Annotated in this window: 19 protein-coding genes; 4 read left to right on the forward strand and 15 right to left on the reverse strand. The window is 41.0% G+C overall.

Features of this window, described 5'->3' with window-relative positions; translation table 11 throughout:
• Positions 1 to 188 precede the first annotated feature (188 nt).
• Positions 189 to 3,920, forward strand: coding sequence for a phosphoribosylformylglycinamidine synthase (purL, locus tag HX021_RS07095; protein WP_286589452.1), 3,732 nt, complete (start codon positions 189 to 191; stop codon positions 3,918 to 3,920).
• 316 nt (positions 3,921 to 4,236) lie between these two features.
• Here purL and HX021_RS07100 read toward each other — a convergent pair whose 3' ends face one another.
• Together HX021_RS07100 and HX021_RS07105 are read right to left on the reverse strand one after the other, a co-directional pair.
• Positions 4,237 to 4,683: a DoxX family protein gene (locus tag HX021_RS07100; RefSeq protein ID WP_286589453.1), complete on the reverse strand. Its 447-nt coding sequence runs from the start codon at positions 4,681 to 4,683 to the stop codon at positions 4,237 to 4,239.
• 117 nt (positions 4,684 to 4,800) lie between these two features.
• Positions 4,801 to 5,715 (reverse strand): AEC family transporter, encoded by a 915-nt coding sequence (locus HX021_RS07105; RefSeq protein WP_286589454.1) that lies wholly within the window; start codon positions 5,713 to 5,715, stop codon positions 4,801 to 4,803.
• A 108-nt stretch (positions 5,716 to 5,823) separates the two neighbouring features.
• On the opposite strand from HX021_RS07105, the gene HX021_RS07110 reads away from it, so the two are divergent.
• Positions 5,824 to 6,666, forward strand: a complete 843-nt coding sequence (locus tag HX021_RS07110) for a helix-turn-helix domain-containing protein (protein ID WP_286589455.1) — start codon at positions 5,824 to 5,826, stop codon at positions 6,664 to 6,666.
• Here the strand turns inward: HX021_RS07110 and HX021_RS07115 are convergent.
• The 12 genes from HX021_RS07115 to HX021_RS07170 all read right to left on the reverse strand — a co-directional run bounded on the left by HX021_RS07115 (position 6,663) and on the right by HX021_RS07170 (position 21,520).
• Entirely contained in the window at positions 6,663 to 8,987 is a 2,325-nt protein-coding gene (locus tag HX021_RS07115) for a mechanosensitive ion channel family protein (RefSeq protein ID WP_286589456.1), read from the reverse strand. The two genes, HX021_RS07110 and HX021_RS07115, sit on opposite strands and share 4 nt — an antisense overlap.
• 108 nt (positions 8,988 to 9,095) lie before the next feature.
• Positions 9,096 to 10,499, reverse strand: coding sequence for a radical SAM protein (locus HX021_RS07120; protein WP_286589457.1), 1,404 nt, complete (start codon positions 10,497 to 10,499; stop codon positions 9,096 to 9,098).
• Between the two features lie 12 nt (positions 10,500 to 10,511).
• Positions 10,512 to 10,757, reverse strand: coding sequence for a hypothetical protein (locus HX021_RS07125; RefSeq protein ID WP_286589458.1), 246 nt, complete (start codon positions 10,755 to 10,757; stop codon positions 10,512 to 10,514).
• Positions 10,754 to 11,518, reverse strand: coding sequence for a prolipoprotein diacylglyceryl transferase (locus HX021_RS07130; RefSeq protein WP_286589459.1), 765 nt, complete (start codon positions 11,516 to 11,518; stop codon positions 10,754 to 10,756). Before HX021_RS07130 ends, HX021_RS07125 begins: the two co-directional genes overlap by 4 nt.
• 113 nt (positions 11,519 to 11,631) lie before the next feature.
• Positions 11,632 to 12,792, reverse strand: coding sequence for a diaminopimelate decarboxylase (lysA, locus tag HX021_RS07135; protein WP_286589460.1), 1,161 nt, complete (start codon positions 12,790 to 12,792; stop codon positions 11,632 to 11,634).
• A gap of 15 nt (positions 12,793 to 12,807) precedes the next feature.
• Positions 12,808 to 14,121 carry an aspartate kinase gene (locus HX021_RS07140; protein WP_286589461.1) on the reverse strand — a complete coding sequence of 438 codons (1,314 nt, stop codon included), beginning with the start codon at positions 14,119 to 14,121 and terminating at the stop codon, positions 12,808 to 12,810.
• A gap of 124 nt (positions 14,122 to 14,245) precedes the next feature.
• Positions 14,246 to 15,193 carry a D-2-hydroxyacid dehydrogenase gene (locus HX021_RS07145; protein ID WP_286589462.1) on the reverse strand — a complete coding sequence of 316 codons (948 nt, stop codon included), beginning with the start codon at positions 15,191 to 15,193 and terminating at the stop codon, positions 14,246 to 14,248.
• Between the two features lie 18 nt (positions 15,194 to 15,211).
• Complete coding sequence (serC, locus tag HX021_RS07150) at positions 15,212 to 16,279, reverse strand: 3-phosphoserine/phosphohydroxythreonine transaminase (protein WP_286589463.1); 1,068 nt, start codon at positions 16,277 to 16,279, stop codon at positions 15,212 to 15,214.
• A gap of 186 nt (positions 16,280 to 16,465) precedes the next feature.
• Positions 16,466 to 16,723, reverse strand: a complete 258-nt coding sequence (locus tag HX021_RS07155) for a hypothetical protein (RefSeq protein ID WP_286589464.1) — start codon at positions 16,721 to 16,723, stop codon at positions 16,466 to 16,468.
• Between the two features lie 56 nt (positions 16,724 to 16,779).
• Positions 16,780 to 18,042 (reverse strand): NADP-dependent isocitrate dehydrogenase, encoded by a 1,263-nt coding sequence (gene icd, locus HX021_RS07160; protein ID WP_286589465.1) that lies wholly within the window; start codon positions 18,040 to 18,042, stop codon positions 16,780 to 16,782.
• A gap of 24 nt (positions 18,043 to 18,066) precedes the next feature.
• Positions 18,067 to 20,190 (reverse strand): cation:proton antiporter, encoded by a 2,124-nt coding sequence (locus HX021_RS07165; protein WP_286589466.1) that lies wholly within the window; start codon positions 20,188 to 20,190, stop codon positions 18,067 to 18,069.
• Between the two features lie 112 nt (positions 20,191 to 20,302).
• Positions 20,303 to 21,520 carry an ABC transporter permease gene (locus tag HX021_RS07170; protein ID WP_286589467.1) on the reverse strand — a complete coding sequence of 406 codons (1,218 nt, stop codon included), beginning with the start codon at positions 21,518 to 21,520 and terminating at the stop codon, positions 20,303 to 20,305.
• A gap of 151 nt (positions 21,521 to 21,671) precedes the next feature.
• Here HX021_RS07170 and fmt point away from each other — a divergent pair, with 151 nt between their 5' ends.
• A complete protein-coding gene (gene fmt, locus HX021_RS07175; RefSeq protein ID WP_286589468.1) occupies positions 21,672 to 22,589 on the forward strand; it encodes a methionyl-tRNA formyltransferase in 918 nt (305 codons plus the stop codon).
• On the opposite strand, the gene HX021_RS07180 is transcribed toward fmt, so the two are convergent.
• A complete protein-coding gene (locus HX021_RS07180) occupies positions 22,586 to 22,807 on the reverse strand; it encodes a helix-turn-helix domain-containing protein (RefSeq protein WP_286589469.1) in 222 nt (73 codons plus the stop codon). The two genes, fmt and HX021_RS07180, sit on opposite strands and share 4 nt — an antisense overlap.
• A gap of 387 nt (positions 22,808 to 23,194) precedes the next feature.
• Between HX021_RS07180 and HX021_RS07185 the strand changes: the two genes are divergently transcribed.
• On the forward strand, positions 23,195 to 24,055 hold the full coding sequence (locus tag HX021_RS07185) for a sigma-70 family RNA polymerase sigma factor (RefSeq protein WP_028068906.1): 861 nt from the start codon (positions 23,195 to 23,197) through the stop codon (positions 24,053 to 24,055).
• Positions 24,056 to 24,155: the final 100 nt, after the last annotated feature.

Genomic DNA, 24,155 nt, shown 5'->3' on the forward strand with positions numbered 1-24,155 from the left:
TTAGGGGAGTTAAAGGGACTTGTAATCGCACAAATTTGCAAAAAAACCTTTACTAAATGACAAGGATGTTGACCATTTTTATGGCTGACCATCAGAACCTTTTTTTTAATCAAAATTCAATCATTTCCATAAAAATTATACGTAACTTTGTGCTTTAATTTGAAGAACGTTCAAAACAAACATTTATAATGATTCATTTCTTTGAGAACCCATCGAACACTGTATATGGTGTTCAAAGCGTAAACTCTTTATCACAAGAAGACATTACTAAACTCAACTGGCTATTCGGCAACGCCAAAAAACTTGACGACCTAACCCTTAACCATTACTTTGTAGGCCCTCGTGCTGCGATGGTGACTCCCTGGAGCACCAATGCGGTAGAAATCACACAGAATATGGGTATCGAGGGCATTGTTCGCATCGAGGAATTCCAACCGGTACCGGCAGATTTCAATGATTTTGACCCGATGATTTCGCAAAAATTCAGTGTGTTGACACAAGATATGTATACGGTCAATATCACACCTGAACCTATTTTGGAAGTCGAAGACATTGATGCATACAACAAATCTGAGGGGCTGGCTTTAAATCCTGAAGAAGTCGAGTACTTAAACAACCTCGCTTCCAAACTGGGCCGTCGACTGACAGACTCTGAAGTGTTTGCTTTTTCACAGGCCAATTCTGAACACTGCAGGCATAAAATTTTCAATGGTACCTTTATCATTGATGGTGAAGAACAACCTACCTCCCTTTTTAAATTAATCAAGAAAACTTCTGAAACCAATCCGAACGAGATTATTTCAGCTTATAAAGATAATGTTGCCTTTATTAAAGGTCCGCGCGTAACACAGTTTGCACCGAAGTCGGCAGACAAACCGGATTTTTATGAAGAGAAATCTTTTGAATCGGTATTATCCGTAAAAGCTGAAACCCATAATTTTCCAACTACGGTAGAACCTTTTTCTGGTGCTGCCACAGGATCTGGTGGTGAAATCCGCGATCGTATGGCGGGTGGCCAGGGCGCCATTCCTTTGGCTGGTACGGCTGTTTATATGACTGCTTACTCGAGGCTGGAACAAAACAAGTTAAATCTTCAGGCTGGAACAGTGACCGAACCGGCCAAAGAGCTGATCAACAACCGTCCTTGGGAAAAAGCAATGAACGAACGTCAATGGTTATACCAAACACCGGTAGATATCCTTATTAAGGCTTCGAATGGTGCGTCGGACTTCGGAAATAAATTCGGTCAACCTTTGATCACTGGATCGGTCCTGACTTTCGAGCATGAAGAAGATGGCCGCAAGCTTGGCTATGATAAAGTGATCATGCAGGCAGGTGGTGTTGGCTATGGAAAGTTAGATCAGGCAAAAAAACATACGCCAAAAACTGGCGACAAGATTGTCATCCTTGGCGGTGAAAATTATCGCATCGGAATGGGGGGTGCTGCTGTATCTTCAGCAGATACAGGTGCCTTTGGATCGGGCATTGAATTGAATGCCATTCAACGTTCAAACCCTGAAATGCAGAAACGGGCTGCCAACGCCGTACGTGGCCTGGTTGAATCGGACCATAATCCGATTGTTTCCATTCACGACCATGGCGCCGGTGGACACTTAAACTGTCTGTCGGAACTGGTGGAGGAAACAGGGGGACTCATCGACCTGGATGCTCTTCCTGTGGGTGACCCTACCCTGTCAGCGAAAGAAATCATTGGAAATGAATCCCAGGAACGCATGGGCCTGGTCATTGCCGAAAATGATATTGAAACCCTTAAACGTGTTGCTGATCGTGAACGTGCTCCGATGTACACCGTTGGTGATGTCACTGGTGATCACCGTTTTACATTCAAATCAAAAAGCAATGGTGATCAACCCATGGATTATGCCCTGGAAGATTTCTTCGGTTCATCGCCTAAAACGTTCATGCGGGACAAAACCGTTGTACGTAAGTATGCAGATCTTGCTTATGACCCCGCAAATATCCCAAGTTATTTAAATCAGGTATTGCAATTAGAAGCTGTGGCTTCAAAAGACTGGCTGACCAATAAAGTTGACCGCTGTGTGGGGGGCCGTGTTGCCAAACAACAGTGTGCCGGACCATTACAGTTACCATTAAACAATGTCGGTGTCATGGCACTTGACTATAAAGGAAAAGAGGGTATTGCAACATCCATCGGCCACTCCCCTGTTGCCGCATTGATTGATCCTGCTGCTGCGAGCAGAACAGCTATCGCGGAATCACTGTCCAATATTGTCTTTGCCCCTATCAAAAATGGTCTTGCTGGTATTTCTTTATCAGCCAACTGGATGTGGGCAGCCAACAATGAAGGTGAAGATGCTAGACTATACCAAGCGGTTAAAGCCTGTTCGGATTTTGCCATTGCATTAGGAATCAATATCCCTACCGGAAAAGATTCTTTGTCCATGAAGCAAAAATATCCAAATGGTGAGCATGTCATTGCTCCTGGGACATTGATCATCTCAGCGGCAGGAAATTGTACCGATATCAGCAAAGTAATCGAACCGGTACTCAATAAAAACGCAGGTTCGGTTTACTACATTAATCTATCAAAAGACAGATTCAAATTAGGCGGTTCGTCATTCGCCCAGATCGTCAATAAGCTGGGGACCGAAGCGCCTACGATTCAAGATGCTGCTTATTTCAAAACAGCATTCAATACCGTCCAGCAATTAATTAACGAAGGACAGATCGAAGCTGGTCATGATATCGGGTCAGGTGGTCTAATCACGACTTTATTGGAGATGACCTTCGCTGATGTGAATTTAGCGGCAAACTATGATCTCTCGGCCTTAAATGAGTCTGATACTGTAAAAGCGTTCTTCAACGAGAATATCGCACTTGTGCTTCAGGCAAAAGATGATGCGATCTTCGAAGCAACCGTAAAAGAAGCGGGTGTAGAAGCTGTAAAAATCGGTCAGGTGATTGAAGGTGATACCGTGACCATCACAAATCAAACGGAATCATTCAGCTTTCATGTAGCCGAGACACGTGATGTATGGTCAACCACTTCATTCTTATTGGATTCAAAACAATCGAAAAATGGAACGGCACAGCAACGTTTCGATAATTATAAAAACCAGCCACTGACATTTGTGTTCCCGGAACAGTTCAATGGTAAGAAACCTGTGATCGACGGCAGTAAAGCAAGGCCGAAAGCTGCGATCCTGCGTGAAAAGGGATCCAACTCAGAGCGTGAAATGGCAAATGCCATGTTTCTGGCTGGTTTTGATGTGAAAGATGTCCATATGACAGATCTGATTTCTGGCCGTGAGACATTGGAAGACATTCAATTTATCGGCGCTGTGGGCGGCTTCTCCAACTCAGATGTATTGGGTTCAGCAAAAGGCTGGGCCGGAGCTTTCCTTTACAATGAAAAAGCGAAAAAAGCGCTCGCAGATTTCTTTGCAAGACCTGATACCCTCTCGGTGGGGATCTGTAACGGCTGTCAATTGTTTATGGAACTTGAGATGATCAATCCAGAGCATGAAGTCCATGGCAAAATGCTCCACAATACCTCAGGCAAACATGAGTCGAACTTCGTCTCGGTAAAAATTCAGGAAAACAACTCCGTGATGTTGTCCACCCTTGCGGGAAGTACATTGGGCGTCTGGATTTCTCATGGTGAAGGAAAATTCAGTCTACCCTATGCAGAGCAACAATACAATATCGTTGCCAAATATGGCTATGAACACTATCCGCACAATCCAAATGGCTCAGACTACAATACGGCCATGATCTGTGATAAGACTGGTCGCCATCTGGCTACCATGCCGCATATTGAACGTTCTGTTTTCCAATGGCATTGGGCAAATTATCCTAAAGGCCGTCAGGATGAAGTTTCCCCTTGGCTGGAAGCCTTCGTCAACGCACGCACATGGATTGACAATCAAAGCAAATAATAGATTATTATCTAAAAACCTCCTTCCTAAATTAGGAAGGAGGTTTTTTTAACCCATCACGTTATATAAATGGCTGGAATTTGATCTCGAAAGGAATGATAACAGAAGTTACATCCATCTTTAGTACCCTGGGAGGTTTTAAGTGAAAGTGAAAAGCAGAAAGATCGGGACACCATTTTAAGAATCAAAGCACTGTTACAGGGCTGAACAATAAGCCAGTCCTAAAAATGAGGGGTGCAGCTCAGACCGTAAAGATCCCCGAACGCGATGCAGTCGGGGATCTTATTTTTAGGGGCCGCTTTAAACAGCACCTCTTTTAGATATCCCGTTTATACCCTGGTTTGTTCATCATCTTGTCAAGAGAGTATTTCCCTGATCCCATGACCATAAAAAAGATCAACAAAAAGAGCACGACTATAGAAAGCCATAATTCGGAATTCAGATAACTAAATCCATTTGTAATATTAACAAAGAAAACTGCTCCAACGAGTACCGGAAACAAAAGTAAGGAAGCCAGCCGTGTTTGAAAACCCAAAATGAGGAATAATCCGCCAACCAAATGGGTAAAGACCACATAATGAACAGCGCCCCATATGGACAGGTGAAAACTGCTCTGTTCGATCATATGCAGAACTACCTCCCTATCATTGACAAAGCTTATGCCTTTGGCAAAAATCACTATACCCAAAGCAATTCTTAGATAGTCGATCCATTGTGGATGATGTACATCGCCCCAATGTTCAATTCTGTGTATCAGGTTCATAATATACCTCCTTTTTATAGATGGTTATAGTCTTATAACAGCTGAAATATAAAAAAGTTGTAGCAAAACCAATTTTAATCATCAGGACCTTACAAATGCTTTTCTTTCAACGATGAATCAACCTATTAGCATACGAATTACAAATTCCCAACATGCTGTCGTCAGCAGGCCAATGATAATACTGAAACCGATCACTAAGTTGACGAGTTTGGTATTTAAATGATACTGCTCCGCAATGATCCCTGAGGTAACCAAGGTTGGCATGGCTGCTTCAAAAATACTAATTCTGGCGGCGGGCCCCTTTACCCCTAGCAGCAGCGCAAACAGTAACACCAATGCCGGGGCCAGAATCAATTTATAAATCATGGCCGTGCTGATCTGTGCCGCTTGTTGCCGCCAGCCATTAAACTTCAGTTGAAGACCTATGGAAAATAAGGCCAATGGCCCCACGGTAGCAACTAATTTATCAAAAAAAGGTTCTGCCATGCTGAGGTCAACGAACGGAGACAATCCCAATGCCAGAATACAACCGATCAATGGTGGAAAACTGATCAGTTTCCCAAACATAAATCGTACACTTATGGATTCTCCCTCATGAAGGTTGGCTTTGAGCGCATTAATGATGCCCACGGTGGAGAGCAGAATAAAAGTGGTTTGATCGCAAATAATGGCAATCGGCAACTGTTCTTCACCAAAATACGCCATAATCAAGGGAAAGCCAATAAAAGAAGTATTGCTATATCCGGCAGCCAATTCAAGGCTGCTTCGGGAACGCTGCTTATATGATTTTCTTTTGCAATATAGTTCCATAAACAACCAGCTCCCTGCCCAGACCAACACTGCTGAGAAAATAGGAAACAGCAGTTGTGAAGACCATTCAATTTTGGGCAGATACTTAAATGACACTGCTGGCAGGGCAAAATAAAGAATCCAGGTATTAATCCCCTTATGCGCTTCTGCATGAATTAAATTTGTCCTTCGAAGCAGCATTCCCGCAGCAATGCAAAGCACAATCATTATAAAATTCACCATGTTTTTTCAACAGTTTTGTACGACACAAAGGTGCAATAGTGGTCTTATGAATAACATGTATAAATACATTATTTTTATGTACATTTAATGATAAAAGAATAGACTGTCATGCGAAAAAAACAATTTTCCCCTTTACAGATCAATGAATTTGTTGAAGACACTTTTCATCTGCCCATGCACGAACAGAATTATTATGAACTTGTTTATATCAGATCCGGCAAAGGCACTCATGTGATCAACAAATTTGAACTTGATTACACGCATGGCGATGTTTTTCTGGTCAGCCCTGCAGATAAGCATTACTTTAAGATTGAAGAAAGGACACATTTTCTATTTATCCTTTTTACAGACACTTATTTCTTGCAGCATCGACGTCATCAAAAACGTTATGACTGGATCATGGAACTGATGAACGATAAAGGGTTAAAGGAGGGTAAATTATTGATGGGAGAGCATTATCGATTGATCTATTCCCATATCATGGAAGCGGTTAGATTGTACAGTAATGCCACAGTTAATCGAAGCTCACCAGGCTTGTTTGACCTACTTATCGCCATCTTTAGTTTATATAAGGAAATTTCTGAAACACAGCGTCAATCTTCTGCTCAGGAAGGTCCTATTGACAGGTCTATCTTGGTGTATATTCATCAGCATATTTTTAGGCCTGAGGACCTTCAAGTAAAAAAGCTCTCACAGCAGTTTAACATTTCACCTTCCTATTTCGGGATCTATTTCAAGAAAAATTTTGGCACGAGCCTGAGAGCATATATCAACACCTATCGCATTGAATTAATTGAAAATAGGCTCAAAAGCTCAGCTTATACGCTTAAACAGATCGCCGCAGAACTAGGTTTTATCGATGAAAGCCACCTTTCTCATTTTTATAAACGTGTAAAAGGGTACAGTCCATTAGCCTATCGGCGAAATGTAACGCAATCCCCCCTGCCCTAATTTACCTTGGGCGGAAGTACACTGAAAAATTTCAATCCCTCCCCTTCAAATTGCTTATATAGGACAATCAATACATCGTTCTTTAACGAGGAGGCATTAGCGGCAAAGTCGACCCAACAGAACACACTTAAATAAATCATTTCTTCACTTATGTCCTGTACACTGATTCCGCTCTCCCGTTCTTTTACAAAATAAGGGCTTTTAGCCATCGCATCATTGATCCACTGTTTGGCTTTATCCAAATCTGCCTTTCGGTCGATATGGAGCACAAAACTTGTTCTACTATATTCCTGGGACAAGGTCCAGTTGACCAATCTGCCCGATAATAGGTCTCCGTTGGGAATAATGACATCTGCACCATCTGCTGTTTTGAGGACACTTGCACGAATGCCGATCTCTTTGACCCGGCCCTTTTTATCTGCAAATTCTATCTGATCACCAACACGAAAAGGTTTATCAAAAACGAGGATGATACCCGACACAAAATTATTGATGATATTTTGCATGCCCAGGCCAATACCAACACTCAATGCGCCAATCACTACAGTAAGCTTGTCCAGACTCATTCCCAAGGCTGAAACAGCCATGAAAAAGCCGATCAGGATAATGGCAAGCCGGAACAAAGGGAACAGTGTCATCTTTTGATTATAGGCCTGATTTAGACGACCGTCCTTCCCGCCCAAAACAATTAAACTGATATTCTTCTGGAACCAATTGGCAACCAATAAAAGTAGGATCGCAATAGTCAGGTTGCCAAAAGTAAAAGAGATACTCCCCATACGGTGTACCTTCGCAAAGAATATTTCACTTTTATTCAATAACCATTCGATGAACTGCAAGTTATTGGCCAGTACGATGATAGCCAGGAGCACAGCAATAATCCGAAGGATTTCCGTGAGAATGCCCAAGGTACGCTGCTCATTGAAGCGCATCCAAAATCCCGAAACCAACCGGTCCTTTTTAAACTGATTACGAACATCAACCTTAATCATCTCTGAGAAATACTGCAATGTAAAGGCTTGTACCAAACCCACCGCACAGGCAATGCTGAAGCTGCGTGAGTGCTCAACATGTCCGATTACATTCAGCGTAATTGCCGTAATATTCAATATGGCAAAAATAACATAGATAAAACCGTTAATATAACCGGGACTATTGGAATTCTTAATACGTTGTTTGGTATATGTAACCAATCCCAATGCCACGAGATTAAAAACAATACAAATGATACGAAAAAATAGATCATCGCTGACAACCATATTAACAAAAACATCCAACAGATAGAAGACGATCAGAATCAGCGCAATCTTCCTCTGCTGGCCAGTCATCTTATGTCTTAATAAAAACATAAAGATCAATAGTATGATCAACTGGGATGCCTGTAAAATAAAACTTGGCGTCACAAAATGTACAAAGGGCAATAATGTCAGGAGAAAGATAATGGTCTTTCCGACAATGGCATCAATGGCTAACTTACTTTCCGGATCATGTCGCCTAATGATATAAGCGACCCTTGCAATCCAATAGCAGTAGGCTAAGCCAAGTATAGCCAATAGGATGTGGCTGGCCCGGCCGGTATGACTGACATACTTGTCAATCGATTTGTTATTGCTGTAATTGCTCCGGATATTATTCAAAATGACATCTTTTGAAATACTTGTGGCATTGGCTTTCCAGATTGAGCTCTTGCCTGACACTGAATCGGTTTTCTTGGTTGCATTTTTTGCGTCCAGCGCCAGCTCGAACCGACTGAGGTGCTGTTGGTTCTTCGTGATAAGCTCATCGATACGCTGATCGATCTGCGTTAAAGAATCCATTTTTGAAGTCAGTTTCAGTTCTGCATTATGGAGATATTGATATGCCCGGCCATGATTGTTGGCACTGATTGCATAACGGTTTACAATGTTCCTGATCTGATTTTGGGTACTGTTTAAACTGCTGGTATAATTACTTATGCTCCCTTTGATGGATTTCAGCTGTGTGACCTCATCGTGGATAGCATTTTTTATGATCTCAATGGAATCTTTTGCTGCATTTGTTGCTGTATAGGCACTGGATTTCTCATTGAGCTGTGCAACAAATTCCGCCATGGAAGCAGTGCGGATATTGGACAAAAACGCCAGGTTTACTTTCTTTAGATCATTTCGCAAGGAATCATTTCCCACACGTGTAGAATCCGGTCCCAACCTTCTATGCAAACCACTATGCGGTTGTATCGAACGGGGTAAATTGACCTGAGCCGAATCTTGTCCAACAGCATTTAAATAAAATGCCAGCAGGCCAGCCATAACAATAAAATGTTTAATGATGCCCAATTTCATACTTTTAATTTTACTATCCGCTTTCACCACGTTATATGATCAGTATTATCTCATCCACTTTTTGTATCAAGGAAATAATAATCTTGGACAAAAATAGCTCATCTATCGCTAAAATCGTATAGTATCTGCTAATTTAAGTTCTTCCAATCGGTTGACCTTATCATCCCGGTAAAATAAATTCATGGTCTCAAAAGGGATTAATTTTAGATCTTTGTTGACGATATGTACACAGGATTTTTTTACCGCCCTGACATCGAAATCATAAGCGTCCATAAAGTTCATGATAATTATGCGAAAAAGGTTATCATAGTTTAGGTCAGGTGCACAAACATCTGGTAAACAACAGAGTAACTGATTCACTTTTGGTTTTACTTTATCCACCGAAATGCCCGTGCTGAAGATATCCAACAATTGCATCTGAACGCCTGTATCTTGTTCATAGACAATGGTATTCCGGGATTGGTTGTTCAATAGCACTGCCGGATCAATATGCCGTGTCAATGGAATCCTTTCATCAGCAATTTTAAGTACATAGCCCATGGCCAAAGAATCTGGGTTGCAGGGCACCGGAATAATATCATGCGGGCTCAATAGCGGAAACTGGTTAAGAATTTCCTGGCGCACCTCGGTCAGGGTCATTTTGTGCTGTTGGGATTCTGCTGTATTTCTGCCTGCAATCTCTACCGGCTGGAAAGTAACACCACGAACACAGGGCTGACTTAAGGCATAATCGAGGATCTCGCCGATTTCATCATCATTTGTTCCTTTCTCCAGCACGACAACCAAAGTTGTACTGAGATTCAGCGCATTTAATTTCTCCAGGGCTTTCTTGCGTACATCACTGAGGTCCTTTCCCCTGAATTTTTCAAGTACGGATGGACGGAAGGAGTCAAATTGGAGGTAAATCTCAAATTCGGGCGCATAGGTGGCAAGTTGCTCTGCAAATCCCGGGTCATTGGCGATGCGAATACCATTGGTATTGAGCATCAAATGTTTAATGGGTTTGGTCTTGGCAATATCCAGGATGCTAAAAAATTCGGGATGGATCGTGGGTTCACCGCCACTGATCTGAACGACATCGGGTTCACCTTCACTTTCAACGATCTTGTCAAACATGCGTTCAATTTCCTCCAGTGAACGGTGCCTGCCATAATGTGGGGACGACATGGCATAACAGGTCGGACAGGTCAGGTTACAGCGGTCAGTGACCTCAACAATGGATAAGCAGCTGTGCTGTTCATGATCCACACACAAGCCACAATCATAAGGACAGCCATAGTGGACTTCCTTATCGAATTTCAGCGGTGTTTCTGAAGCCTTATTATAATTTCGAATATTTTTATAATAGGCTACATCCGTTGCAATCAGTGTTTTGAAAAAACCATGGTCGGGACAATTCTTGGTCATAAAGACCTGATCTTCCTCAATAATAATTTTTGCTCCTATGCGCGACAGGCAGGTCGGACATAGACTGATGGTGTAATCGTAGTACGTATAGTTTCTTACTGGCATTTTTGCTGCGATTTAACTCAAAACAATTCCACAGGCGATACCACCGGCAATAAGCGCCGCTATACCGCCCAAAAGCACCTTTAACCATGGATTGACATTAAATCTTGACTCTTTATTGCCAGCTTTAATAATCGAACCAATAATGATGACTAGCAGCGCAATTCCGATCACGACAGCCCCAATAAAAAGTAGAGCTAGCCCCAACATCGCTGTATTTTCTGAGCCTGAGCCAAATGATCCTTCAAGTAAATACATCATCTATATTTTTTTTCTAAATGCTCATTATTCAATAAATAAATATAATAAATTATTACGATGATACAGGTAATTTGTATGGTACTCAGCTCAAAAAGAACCGTTGCCCGTGGTTTGATAAAATCCAATAAGAACCGAAAGCTGAAATAACTGAGCATAAAAAGCTGAAATAATACGCCGTTCTGAAAAACAAATTTCCGTCGGAATATGTGGAGGGCCGTAAATAGTACCATCAGGAAGGCAATCTCATAGAGGGCCACAGGATGCCTTTTATATCCATCCCCCAGGTACATTCCCATGGGGCAATCGGTCGGCAGGCCATAAGTTTGCTCATAGATACCCGTAAAAAAACAGCCGATCCGCCCGATCATAATCGCAACAATCAGCGGAAACACCATACGATCGCCGGTACTTTCTTTCTTGCCAATAATCTTTTTCATTAGCTCAACAGCCACCAGTCCACCTGCTAGACCACCTACGATCGTATTGTTCAGCCAGATATAACGCCATTTATTCATTGCAGTGATCAGTTCAACCGGTCGTTCCAAGGAACCGATCACATGCGAACCGAGGAAAGCTCCCAAACCTGCAGCGATGACAATCAGCAAGGTATTGCTATGGCCTAAACTCTCCGTATCTTTCCATTTCAAAAATTGATAATAACGCATACCAATAAACATGCCCAGCCCTTCCATGAAGGGGTGCAGCAGAAACGATTTTCCGAATAGATCTAAGGTAACTGGAAATTCTACAGCAATAAGCATAGACAAGTATACAAAAGACATTTATAATATCAGCATGGGAAGATAAGACAAAAGGCCAGTTTTGGAATAAACTGGCCTTTTGTTCGTGCCCTAACACTGGGCAGCCGTAAAAATTACAACTGATCGCTATAAACAAAACGGATTTCTTCTCTCAGGTTATACCGCGATGCCATTACTTCACCGTAGGCACCGGCTGAGCGGATGGCGATTAGATCACCCCGTTTTGAAACTGGAAGTGGTACCTCTTTTCCAAAACAATCCGAAGATTCGCAGATTGGCCCAACCACATCATAATTGATGGGTTCATCGGACGCTGCAGCACTGATATTCTCTATTTTATGATATGCCTGATAAAGTGCGGGACGCATCAATTCAGTCATTCCGGCATCCAGTACCAAAAAGTTCTTTTTTACACCATTTTTGACGTACAGAACACGGCTGATCAGATTTCCACATTGCGCGACCAAGGCTCTTCCTAATTCAAAATGTACTTCCTGATTTGGTTTTCTTTCCAAAAACCGGTCGAAAATATCAAAATAGGCTTCAAAATCCGGGATTGTATTACCATCCGGATTTTTATAATCAATCCCAAGGCCACCACCGACATTGAGTACGCGGATTTGCGTTCCACGCTCCTCAAACCAATTTTTCCATTCATTGACCTTTACACAGAGACTTTTGAACACAGTCATATCCGTGATTTGTGACCCCACATGAAAATGAAGTCCCACTAGCTCAATAAAGTCACATTTTTTGAGAACGGAAGCGCACTTCTCCAGGTCAGCATTCGGAATACCAAACTTGTTCTCATCGAGTCCCGTGGTAATGTAATGATGGGTATGTGCATCTACATTTGGATTAATCCGCAAAGCAACATTGGCTTTCACTCCATGTTTTGAAGCAAGCTCATTGATGACTTCCAGCTCCTGAATCGATTCTACATTAAATGCGAATATATGATGATCCAGCGCGTAACTGATTTCCTTATCAGATTTTCCAACACCAGCAAAGGTGATATTCTGTGGATCGAACCCGCATTCAATAGCCTTTTTCACCTCATTGCCGCTTACACAGTCAGCTCCAAATCCGATCCGTTGTACTGCTTTGAGTACCGCATCGTTGAAGTTGGCCTTTAATGCATAATGCACATGAAATCCACGCTTTTGGGCAGCGACATGTGCTGCTTCCAACGTTTTAGCGAGCACATCCATATCGTAATAATAAAACGGCGTTTCTTTCTCTGCAAATTTCGCCGCGATACCTGTATTTATCATATAAAACCTACCTTCTTAAAATAAACGATTATGCAATGAACGCAAGGCCTCTGTTTTATGATCCGAATTCAGTAGAATGGACACATTAAAGTCTGAACCACCATAGGAAATCATACGAACTGGCAGGTGCTTTACAGCATCCAGCACACGTGCGGCATAACCATGACTGTTCAGGCCAAAATCACCCACCACGCATACAATCGTTTGTTCTCCATCTACGGTCACCGAGCCAAAGTCTTCCACTTCTTTAATGATATCAGTTAGGTTAGTGGTATCGTCAATGGTCAGTGAAACTGCCACTTCGGAAGTGGTAATCATATCAATCGGTGTTTTATAACGCTCAAAGATCTCAAAAACACGGCGTAAAAAGCCATAAGCAAGCAACATCCGTGAAGAGTGAATATGGATTGCCGTGATGCCATCCTTTGCAGCAATTGCTCTGATACACCCTTTCTGTGCACCATCTTTGCTGATCAACGTTCCTTTTGCATTCGGCTCCATCGTGTTCAACAATCGCACGGGAACATTGTATTTCTGGGCCGGGAATACGGACTGCGGATGCAATATCTTCGCACCGAAATAAGCCAATTCTGCCGCTTCATCAAAACTGAGGTGCGCAATTGGTGCTGTACCTTTGACCACGCGCGGATCATTATTGTGCATACCGTCGATATCTGTCCAGATCTGTACTTCTTCAGCCCGGATGGCGGCACCGATCAGCGAAGCTGTATAATCAGATCCACCACGACGAAGGTTGTCAATTTCACCAAATGAATTTCTACAGATGAACCCCTGGGTAATAAATAAAGTGTTTTCTGGCGTTTGAGCAAGGATATGGCTTAATTTTTCACCGATATAATCAACCATTGGTTCATTGTCTTCATCAATTTTCATGAAGTCCAAAGCTGGCAACAGAACAGATTTTACGCCAATCTCACTTAGGTAAAAATGCCAGAGAGCTGTAGACATCAATTCACCTTGTGCCAAGATAATTTTCTCTTCAATCGGTGTAAACAGCTCGTTTGCCAGACTGGAGATTAAATTGAAATGATAATCAATTAATTCCTTACCATGGTTATAACCCGCTTCAGTATTAAAAAGTTCCTTAATAAGGTCTTCGTACTTATCCTTGTGCTTCTTGATCAAATCCTTCGCCTCGTCCTTCTTACCTGCTGTGTAAGCCTGACCAATTTCTACCAAAGCATTTGTCGTTCCAGCGACCGCGGACAACACGACGATCTGACGCTCCGAAGGGTTTACAATATCCAACAACCCTTTGATACGTGCTGCACTTCCTACTGAAGTACCACCAAATTTTAAAACTTTCATACTAAAGTTACAATTATTAAATTTCTGTGCGCCAATATAGGCAATTCATGAATTTATATTAAAAAAAAATGCGGCACAAAATCACGAAAGTTTTGTGCCGCATATATTATTCTATGCGGAAGAATCACTTCTTCAAATTTTCAATTAACAGACCGGCCAATTCTTCGCCGATTCTTTCCTGTGCTTCATTAGTAGCTGCACCGATGTGCGGTGTCAAAGAAATTTTAGGATGTTTTAAAATTTCTTCGCGAGGTGTAGGTTCGTTGTCAAATACATCTAGTCCTGCAAAAGCTACTTTGCCAGAATCCAATGCCTTTACTAACTCCAATTCATCGATAACACCACCTCTAGATGCATTTACTAAGCCTACACCGTCTTTCAACAGCGGAAATTCAGCAGCACCGATAGCTGGCTTGTCCAAAAATGGAACATGCAAAGAAATGAAATCCGAGGTTTTCAATAAGCTGTCCATTTCAACTTGTTTTATAGGTACTTCAACTTGAATACCACCAGAAAGTTCGATCGTCAATGCTTTAGGTCCTTCAAATAAGTCTGTATAGATCACATCCATCCCCAAACCGATAGCGATTTTGGCGACTTCACGACCAATACGACCAAAACCAACGATCCCAATTGTCTTACCCCGAAGTTCAGTACCGGCACCATAAGCCTTTTTCAGCGCACCAAACTTGCTATTACCCTCCACGGGCATTTTTCTGTTAGCGTCGTATAAAAACCGTACCCCGTTCAGGAGATGTGCAAAAACCAGCTCTGCAACAGATAAAGATGAAGCAGCTGGTGTGTTCACAACAGCAATACCTTTCGAACGTGCGTATTCCACGTCGATATTGTCCATTCCTACCCCACCACGGCCAATTACTTTTAAATTAGGGCAACCGTCGATCAAAGCCTGACGCACTTTCGTTGCACTACGCACGGTAATTGCATCATATGCAAGTAGTTTTTCTGCTAATTCCTCTTGTGGTATATGATTTGTATCTACAGTATGACCTGCATCTTCCAACATTTTCTTTCCCATTGGGTCGATACCGTCATTTGCTAATATTTTCATTGCTATAAATCTAAATTATTATTTATGTGTATCTTCAAATTCTTTCATTGCATCAATCAACGCATTGACACTGCTTAAAGGCAATGCATTGTAAATCGACGCTCTGAAGCCACCCACTGAACGGTGCCCTTTGATACCAATCAAATTACGTTCTTTTGCCAAAGCCAGAAATTCTGCTTCCAATTCAGGAGTATCCATCACGAAAGTCACATTCATCCGGGAGCGGTCTTCCACAGCAGCAGTCCCCCTGAAGAAAGGGTTACGGTCAATTTCATCGTATAATGCACGCGCTTTGATGGTATTCTCCTGCTCCAGTACAGGCACGCCACCTTTTGCTTTCAACCAGCGTAGATTCAACATGGAAACAAAAATAGAATACACTGGTGGCGTATTATACATCGATCCGCCATTGATATGCAGTTGGTAATCCAACATAGAAGGCAGGACACGTCCTGATTTACCTAGGATATCATCTTTGACAATCACCAACGTTACTCCAGCCGGGCCCATATTTTTTTGTGCTCCAGCATAGATCAGGTCATAATCTGCTACATTGATCTCACGGGAGAAAATATCAGAAGACATGTCCACAACAACCGGTAGGGTAGTTTCTGGCTTTTCAAAAACCTCAGTACCATAAATCGTGTTATTGGCAGTATAATGAAAATATGCTGCGTCCGAAGGAATTTCATATCCTTTAGGAATGTAAGAATAATTTTTATCAATCGATGAAGCTACAACATCAATAGCACCAAATTTTTTAGCTTCTTTCAATGCTTTTGTAGCCCATACCCCTGTATCTAAATAAGCAGCTTTACCACCTTCAGGTAAAAGGTTCAATGGCGCCATTGCAAATTGCAAGCTCGCTCCCCCCTGTAAAAAAAGAATCGAATACCCTTGCGGTACCACCAATAATTCACGGACTAACTGTGTTGCCTCATCGATCACTGCTTCAAACTCTTTGGAACGGTGAGAGATCTCTAAGATTGACAAACCTGTGTTGTTAAAATCAATTACAGCTTCTGAGGCTTGTTGAAATACTTCCTTTGGCAGAATACATGGACCTGCTCCAAAATTATGTTTCATTGATGTTATTTTTGTTTGATCGCTCATTCAGAACCCTAGTTAAGCAATCTGTTGTTTTAAAAATCAAAGGTAAAATAAAATTATATATTTTTCAACTAATCTGTTTTTTTATTGAAAATTTACAAAATTCTGAATGATTTCAATAAAAAGATTACACATACCAAGGTTCTTTTTTTATCAAAAATACTATAAAAGAAGCACTTTCCAGGCCATATCTAACTGATTATCTTGCAAATACTCTTTTGATTTTAGCTGAAGGTGAATATTTCTTGTAGTTGGGTCTCCGATAAATGCATTTAATAATTCATAAATTTCGGGCAGGCTGGAGACATCGTCAACTTCCTCTGGCGTAGGTAAACGGTCGACCTGTGCCAATTTAATTTTATCATTTTCGGTAAAAACGCTCGAATCTTTTACAAAAGCGGGAAGCTGATCATAGTTCATAAAAAAGCAGAAATTTGAATCAAATTTCTGCTTAATATCCCAAAAAAGAAAAAATCTTACAATTTTTCAATGATCTTATCAGCAAATTCACTGGTTTTCACCAGTGTTGCCTCTTCCATTAGATTGTAAAAATCAACCGTAACGGTTTTACGCAAAATAGTTTCACCCAGGGCTTTTACAATTGCTGCGGCAGCTTCTGTCCAGCCCAGGTATTCAAACATCATCACGCCACTCAAGATGACAGATGATGGATTCATTGTATTTGTATTCGCAAATCGTGGGGCAGTACCATGCGTGGCCTCAAAAACAGCATGTCCTGTTTTAAAATTGATGTTTGCCCCCGGTGCAATACCTATTCCGCCGACCATGGCTGCCAAAGCATCCGAAATATAATCTCCATTCAGATTTAAGGTAGCTACGACTGAAAAGTCCTTTGGATTGAGCAGTATCTGTTGTAAAAAATTATCTGCAATAATATCTTTGATCAATATTTTACCTTCAGCAAGCGCATCTTTTTGTTCTTGATTAGCAGCTTCCTCTCCCCGCTCCGCCTTGGTCCGCTCCCATTGTCCCCAGGTGTAAGTCTCATGACTAAATTCAGTTTCGGCCACATCGTATGCCCATTGTTTAAAAGCGCCCTCAGTGAACTTCATAATATTTCCCTTATGTACGATGGTAACAGAAGGAAGGGAATAATCAATGGCATGCACGATTGCTGCACGAATCAACCGTTTGGAGCCTTCTTCAGAAACCAATTTAACACCGACCCCGGTCGTGTTCGAAAAATCGTAGCTGATCGCTAATTCGTCTTTCAGAAAATCCTGCAGTTTATTTGCCTCTGCGCTACCAGCCTGAAATTCAATCCCCGCATAGATATCTTCCGTATTTTCCCTAAAAACAACCATATCAACATACTCAGGATGCTTGACCGGCGAAGGCACTCCCTTAAACCATTTTGTTGGACGCTGGCAGACGTACAAGTCCAGATCCTTTCTCAAAGCAACATTTAATGAACGAATGCCACCTCCTACTGGCGTAGTCAATGGTCCCTTGATCCCCACTAAATATTCTTTGAGTATATCCAGTGTCGCTTTGGGCAGCCACTCACCTGTTTCATTAAAGGCTTTTTCTCCAGCCAAAACTTCTTTCCAGATAATCTTCCGTTCCCCCTTGTAGGTCTTTTCTATTGCCTTGTCAAATACACGTACGGCAGCACGCCATAGGTCTGGACCTATGCCGTCGCCTATGATAAAAGGAATAACTGGAACATTTGGAACCTCAAGCGTCCCGCGATCGGACAATGTAATTTTATTTGACATAATCTGCTATTTTAGTGGATATGGTTATCCTTTATTAAACATATTTCCGATCTCTTTACTGATCTTCCTAAATATTGGAGCGGCCTCAACCTCTTCATACTCGTCAATATGTGGATTCTCCACTCTACTAGGAAACACCAGAACAAGATTTTCGTTTGCATAAATTCGATCTAATTTTTTGGCAATGCCATCCAGGGAATCTCGATAAGAGACTCCTCCATTTCTGGCAGATACGAAAATAAACATCCCATCTTCTTCTTTAAACGCTTTCAAGCCCTGCAAACTATCCCATTCATTATAATTCTTGAAGGTAACGGGCACGGAGTTTTTTATTTCAACAAGATATTCCTCAATAGCAGTTTTCGAACGGCTGTTAACGACAAACGTTATTGAAATGGAGAGTTCCTGTGCTAATTTAGCTATTTTTTCCAGCCAATACTCAAAACCAAACTCAGCTTCACACATCGGGGGAGCAAACACGACGATGGACTTATTGGAAATAAAAGGTTTCTTAAAATGACAGAGCATGACACTCGCTGAAGTCCGATTCAGAATGCTCTCGGTTTTCTCACCGACGAATTTATCCATAAAATTGGCTGCACTTGGCCATCCCAACACAATACAGTTAGCTGAAACTTCTTTTGCCGACCTTGCAACACCACTGGCAATATTTAAGTCTATAGTAGCACTAATACTTACATCAGTCTCATTACCAGAAGCATAACGAACCATATTATCTAGATTTTTGCGCGCTTTGGACATATTCAACTGTGCTTGCTCATTATCTTTCACGACAGAAACAATGGTAACTGGATAGGTACACTTTTTACTTTTAATATAGGTGGAAAAATCCAGGATAGGTTCCATATTGTCCATATTGGCAATGGATATCAATATATTGTCATCTTTTTCCAGCACTGTATCTGTATGCGCCTCATCCTGTTCACCGTCCATCACCACTTTTCGGGAAGCGTTACCTGTAACTACAGTGGCGACAATACAAGTGACTAGAATCAGTAAAATCGTACCATTCAATACATTTTCATCGATGAGACCACTTTTGTGACCTACCATGATCACCGCCAACGTAGCTGCAGCATGGGCACTACTGAGGCCGAAAATTAAGTTACGCTGTCCGCGACTGTATTTAAACGTCTTCTGGGTTAGCCAGGCTGCCACGTATTTCCCCACAATGGCAACAACGGTCAACGTTCCGGCAATGATTAACGCTTGTGGCCCTTTGAGGATCACACTGATATCGACAATCATCCCAACAGATATTAGGAAAAAGGGAATAAAAATAGCATTCCCGATAAATTCGATTCGGTTCATCAAGGCTGAAGAATGCGGAATCAGCTTATTCAGGGCCAGCCCGGCAACAAAGGCCCCAATGATAGGTTCTAATCCGGCAATCTCAGCTAAGAAGGCCGCAAAAAACACCACAGAAAGGACAAAAATATAATTTGAGGTCTTTTCACTTCCCAACCTTTCAAAAAACCATTTTGCAATCCGCGGGATGATACCGAACATAATAAAGAGGAAAATGGCAAAGGATATAGCTAAAGTGGCCCAAAACTCATTACCAATATTTCCCTGGGACACCCCCGTAATAACAGCTAATATGATGAGGACCGCCGTATCAGTCAAAATAGTCCCACCAATCGTAATAGCCACAGCTTCCATCTTGGAAATACCATAACTATTTACAATGGGATAAGACACCAGCGTATGGGTGGCAAACATACTGGATATGAGCAAGCTGGGCAACACATCATATCCCAGCAAAAGGTGACAGACAGGATATCCAATGCTAATGGGCACGATAAATGTAAAGAAACCGAATAACAGGCTTTTATTCTTGGTTTTTTTGAACTCGTTCATATCCAGCTCTAAACCAGCGATAAACATAATATAAAGCAGACCTATAGTGGAGAACAAATTAATTGCAGAGTTCTTTTCCAGCCAATTCAATCCATGCGGCCCAATAATAACGCCGGAAATAATCAATCCAATGATCCCTGGCACCTTGATCGGCCTGAGAATAATAGGAGATAGTAAAATAATAAAGAGTACTAAAGAAAAAATAAGTACAGGATTTTGCAATGGCGCTTCAAATGCCTGGGAAATATGCTCAAAAGTTTTATTCATATGTGCTTGTATGCTATCGGTAAATGTAAGTGCTTATTTTTATTAGAAAACCCAAAAAAGTTAACAGCACTAAAAATACAATTTTTCCAGCAAAAGGATAGCTAAAAAAAAGCTACTTAAAAGAAATTGCTTTAATCGGACTAATTTTGGTAATTAACATGGAAGGAATGAACAAGGAAATCATTCCGATAAAAACCACGGCCAAGTTGACCAGAACAACATCAGACCAATAAAGTTTGACAGCCACATATGAAATATAATAAGTCTGCTCGTCAAGTTTAAAAAAGTGTGTATAATCTTGGAAAAAGTAAAAACCTAATCCAATTAGATTCCCAATCAGCAGGCCGAGGCCGATGAGGTATAATGCACTGTACATAAATACACGTCTGATCCCTGCATTATGATATCCTAATGCTTTTAGAATACCGATCATTGAAGTGCGTTCCAGAATTGTGATCAGTAAAGCCGAGATCATATTGATGATGGCTACTACTGTCATTAAGATAAAAATAATTTTTGTATTCATATCCAGAAGCTCCAGCCATTGAAAGATATCCGGCACCTGGTCCTTAATATTGATGGCTTGCATGTCAATGGGCAGCATATCTTCTATCTCACCTGTGATCCGCTCGAGTTGATTAAAATCTTTAATCCGGATTTCGTATCCGCCGACTTCATTGTCGTCGAGGTTACTGAGTTTCCGAATAATATTTAAGGAACCGATCACATATACCTTATCCAATTCTTCCGAACCTGTATTAAATATGCCTTTAATGACAAATTTACGCTTACGTATGGGATCCTGAACAAAATACATGATAAAGTCATCTCCCACCTTTAGCATCAACCGATCTGCCAAGTATTTGGATACCAAAATCTGATTATCCGCATTTTCAGATTTAAAGTTTATGGTCTCCCCATCAATGAGCATACTTTTGAGGTGTTGTTGATCATAAAGCGAATCAACACCTTTTAATACGACTCCTTCAACCTCATTATTCACATTAATAATCCCTGCTTTTGTCGCGAATGAGTTGATAGAATAGACTTCGGGTATTGCCTGTATAGATTTATTGAGTTGGGGAGTAAGTGAAATCGGTGAATTTTCATAAGACTGGTTCAGGTCATAACGTAAAACCAGTACATCGGCAAAGAATCCACGTTGTTTACTGATAATCTCCCCCTTAAATCCCCGCAAAACAGCAATCGATATGATAATGGCAGCAATTGCCAACGCAATTGCCCCGATCGTAACCCGAACAATCAATTTCGAAAAGGTCCGTTTACCAGAAAATGCGATCCGACTTGCTAAAAAATAAGGAAAATTCAAGCTTTCAATATATTTATGTAACTTCGCAAAGTTATAAAAATTTGTTATTTACAAAACTAAAATAGCAAATAAGTAGCTGCTTTTCGGATGACAGGCCGTCATTTGGATGGTTATTGGTTTCAAGGATTTTTAACAAAAACTGTACATAATTATGCGTATTATTTTCATGGGAACTCCGGACTTTGCTGTAGCGTCACTGGAAGCTCTTATTCGTGCTGGCGAACAAGTTGTCGCTGTGGTAACAGCACCGGATAAACCAGCAGGACGTGGGCAAAAAATACATGAATCGGCCGTTAAAATATTCGCAACACAACAGCATATTCCAGTTCTTCAGCCGGTCAAACTCCGGGACAAAACATTTCTCGATCAACTTAGCAGCTATCAGGCTGATCTTCAGGTCGTCGTAGCTTTTCGGATGCTTCCAGAGGTCGTTTGGAACATGCCAAAGCATGGAACCATTAATGTTCATGCCTCTTTATTACCCCAGTACAGAGGAGCTGCCCCAATAAATCATGCCATCATCAATGGAGAAACTGAATCTGGGGTCACCACATTTTTATTGCAACACGAAATAGATACCGGAAATATCCTGCTGTCCGCAAAGGTTGCAATCAAAGAGACTGACACCGCAGGCGACCTGCACGATAACCTGATGCAGCTCGGCGCACTGACCTTGCTTGAAACGATCAGACAACTGAAAGAAGGCACACTCCAGCCCAAAAATCAGGACGATATCGTTCCGGTCATGCATCTGAAACATGCACCAAAAATTTTTAAAGAGGACTGTAAAATTAACTGGGATCAACCGGTAGATGCTGTTTATAATTTTATACGTGGGCTCAGCCCCTTTCCAACAGCCTATACCTTACTGGATGGCAAGGTGTTGAAAATCTATTCAACGGCAAGAGAATATACGCCCACTCCTGCTGCACCGGGCACAATAGCTACGGATAAGAAAAGCTATCTAAAATTTGCAGCTCAAGATGGGTATATTACGGTCAATGAACTCCAACTTGAAGGTAAAAAGAAAATGAATGTGGTAGACTTCTTAAAAGGCTATCGGTTTTAATTTTTTTCATCTTCACCGTCGTCATATTGCAGTAAGTCACCGGGCTGGCAATTTAGTGCTTTACATATCGCTTCAAGTGTATCTAATCGTAATGCTTTTGCCTTTTGATTTTTTATGATTGAAAGATTAGAAAGCGTTATTCCCACGCGGTCACTCAATTGGTTAAGTGACATTTTTTTCTCTTTCATTATTTTATCCAAGTGAATTAAAATTGGCATAATATAATTTTTATTCTTTTAAATTTATTTAATGTCTCTAGTAAAACAAAACATATATCTTTTTGTTTTATCATAAAATTATCATTTTAAAATAAATTGAAGGAATGCGTTTTGCGTAACATATTGGATATAATAAAAGAATTGTTTAATAACTGAAAAAAAATAAAACCTTATAGCTCTTTAAATATCAAACAGTTGAATATCACAGTAACGATTAAGAAAGAAAAACAATATGAAGTGGAATAGTTTTTGATAGCACAAAAAGAAGGCTTACAAAACCATAACTCATTATAGATGAGCGGATAGATTATCCATTTTCCATTAATAATTCAAAAATTTTTCGTATTTTCGCAAACATTTCTTAGAGAGGAGAATTAATAAAAATTAATGAGACAGCTCAAAATTACACAATCTATTACCAATCGTGAGTCACAGTCTTTGGACAAATACTTACACGAAATTGGTAAAGTAGACTTAATTACAGCAGAAGAAGAAGTAGAATTAGCACAGCGTATCCGGGAAGGTGATCAAGTTGCCTTGGAAAAATTGACTAAAACCAACCTTCGTTTCGTAGTATCAGTAGCAAAACAATATCAAAATCAAGGTTTGACCTTAGGTGATTTAATCAATGAAGGTAACCTGGGCTTAATTAAAGCAGCAAAACGTTTTGACGAAACAAAGGGGTTTAAATTTATTTCTTATGCCGTTTGGTGGATTCGCCAATCTATTCTTCAAGCCATTGCTGAACAATCACGTATCGTACGTTTGCCGTTGAACCAAGTTGGTTCTTTGAGCAAAATCAGTAAAGCTTTCTCAAAACTAGAACAAGAATACGAACGGGAACCATCTCCGGAAGAACTGGCAGATATCCTCGAAACCACTGTAGATAAAGTTTCGGATACCTTAAGTAATTCTGGACGTCATGTATCCATGGATGCTCCTTTTGTTCAGGGTGAAGAAAACACCCTTTTGGATGTATTGGAAAACCATGACCCGGACACGGATAGTTCTTTGATTGATGAATCTCTATCGGAAGAAATCAAACGATCATTGGCAACTTTAACAGAAAGAGAACGTGAAATCATTGTTCTTTTCTTTGGATTAGGTTCCAATCACCAATTGTCGTTGGAAGAAATCGGTGAGAAATTCAACTTGACACGTGAGCGCGTCCGTCAGATCAAAGACAAGGCTCTTCAACGTTTGAGACACACTTCAAGAAGCAAAATCTTAAAATCTTATTTAGGTTAAAAGAGATATTTATTGAATTTTTTTGGCAATCCCAATCAGAAATGGTTGGGATTTTTTTTTACAAGAAGGGCCATTCGCTTTCATCGAACGGCCCTTCCTG

The organism is Sphingobacterium sp. N143, assembly GCF_030325625.1.
Taxonomy (GTDB): Bacteria; Bacteroidota; Bacteroidia; order Sphingobacteriales; family Sphingobacteriaceae; genus Sphingobacterium.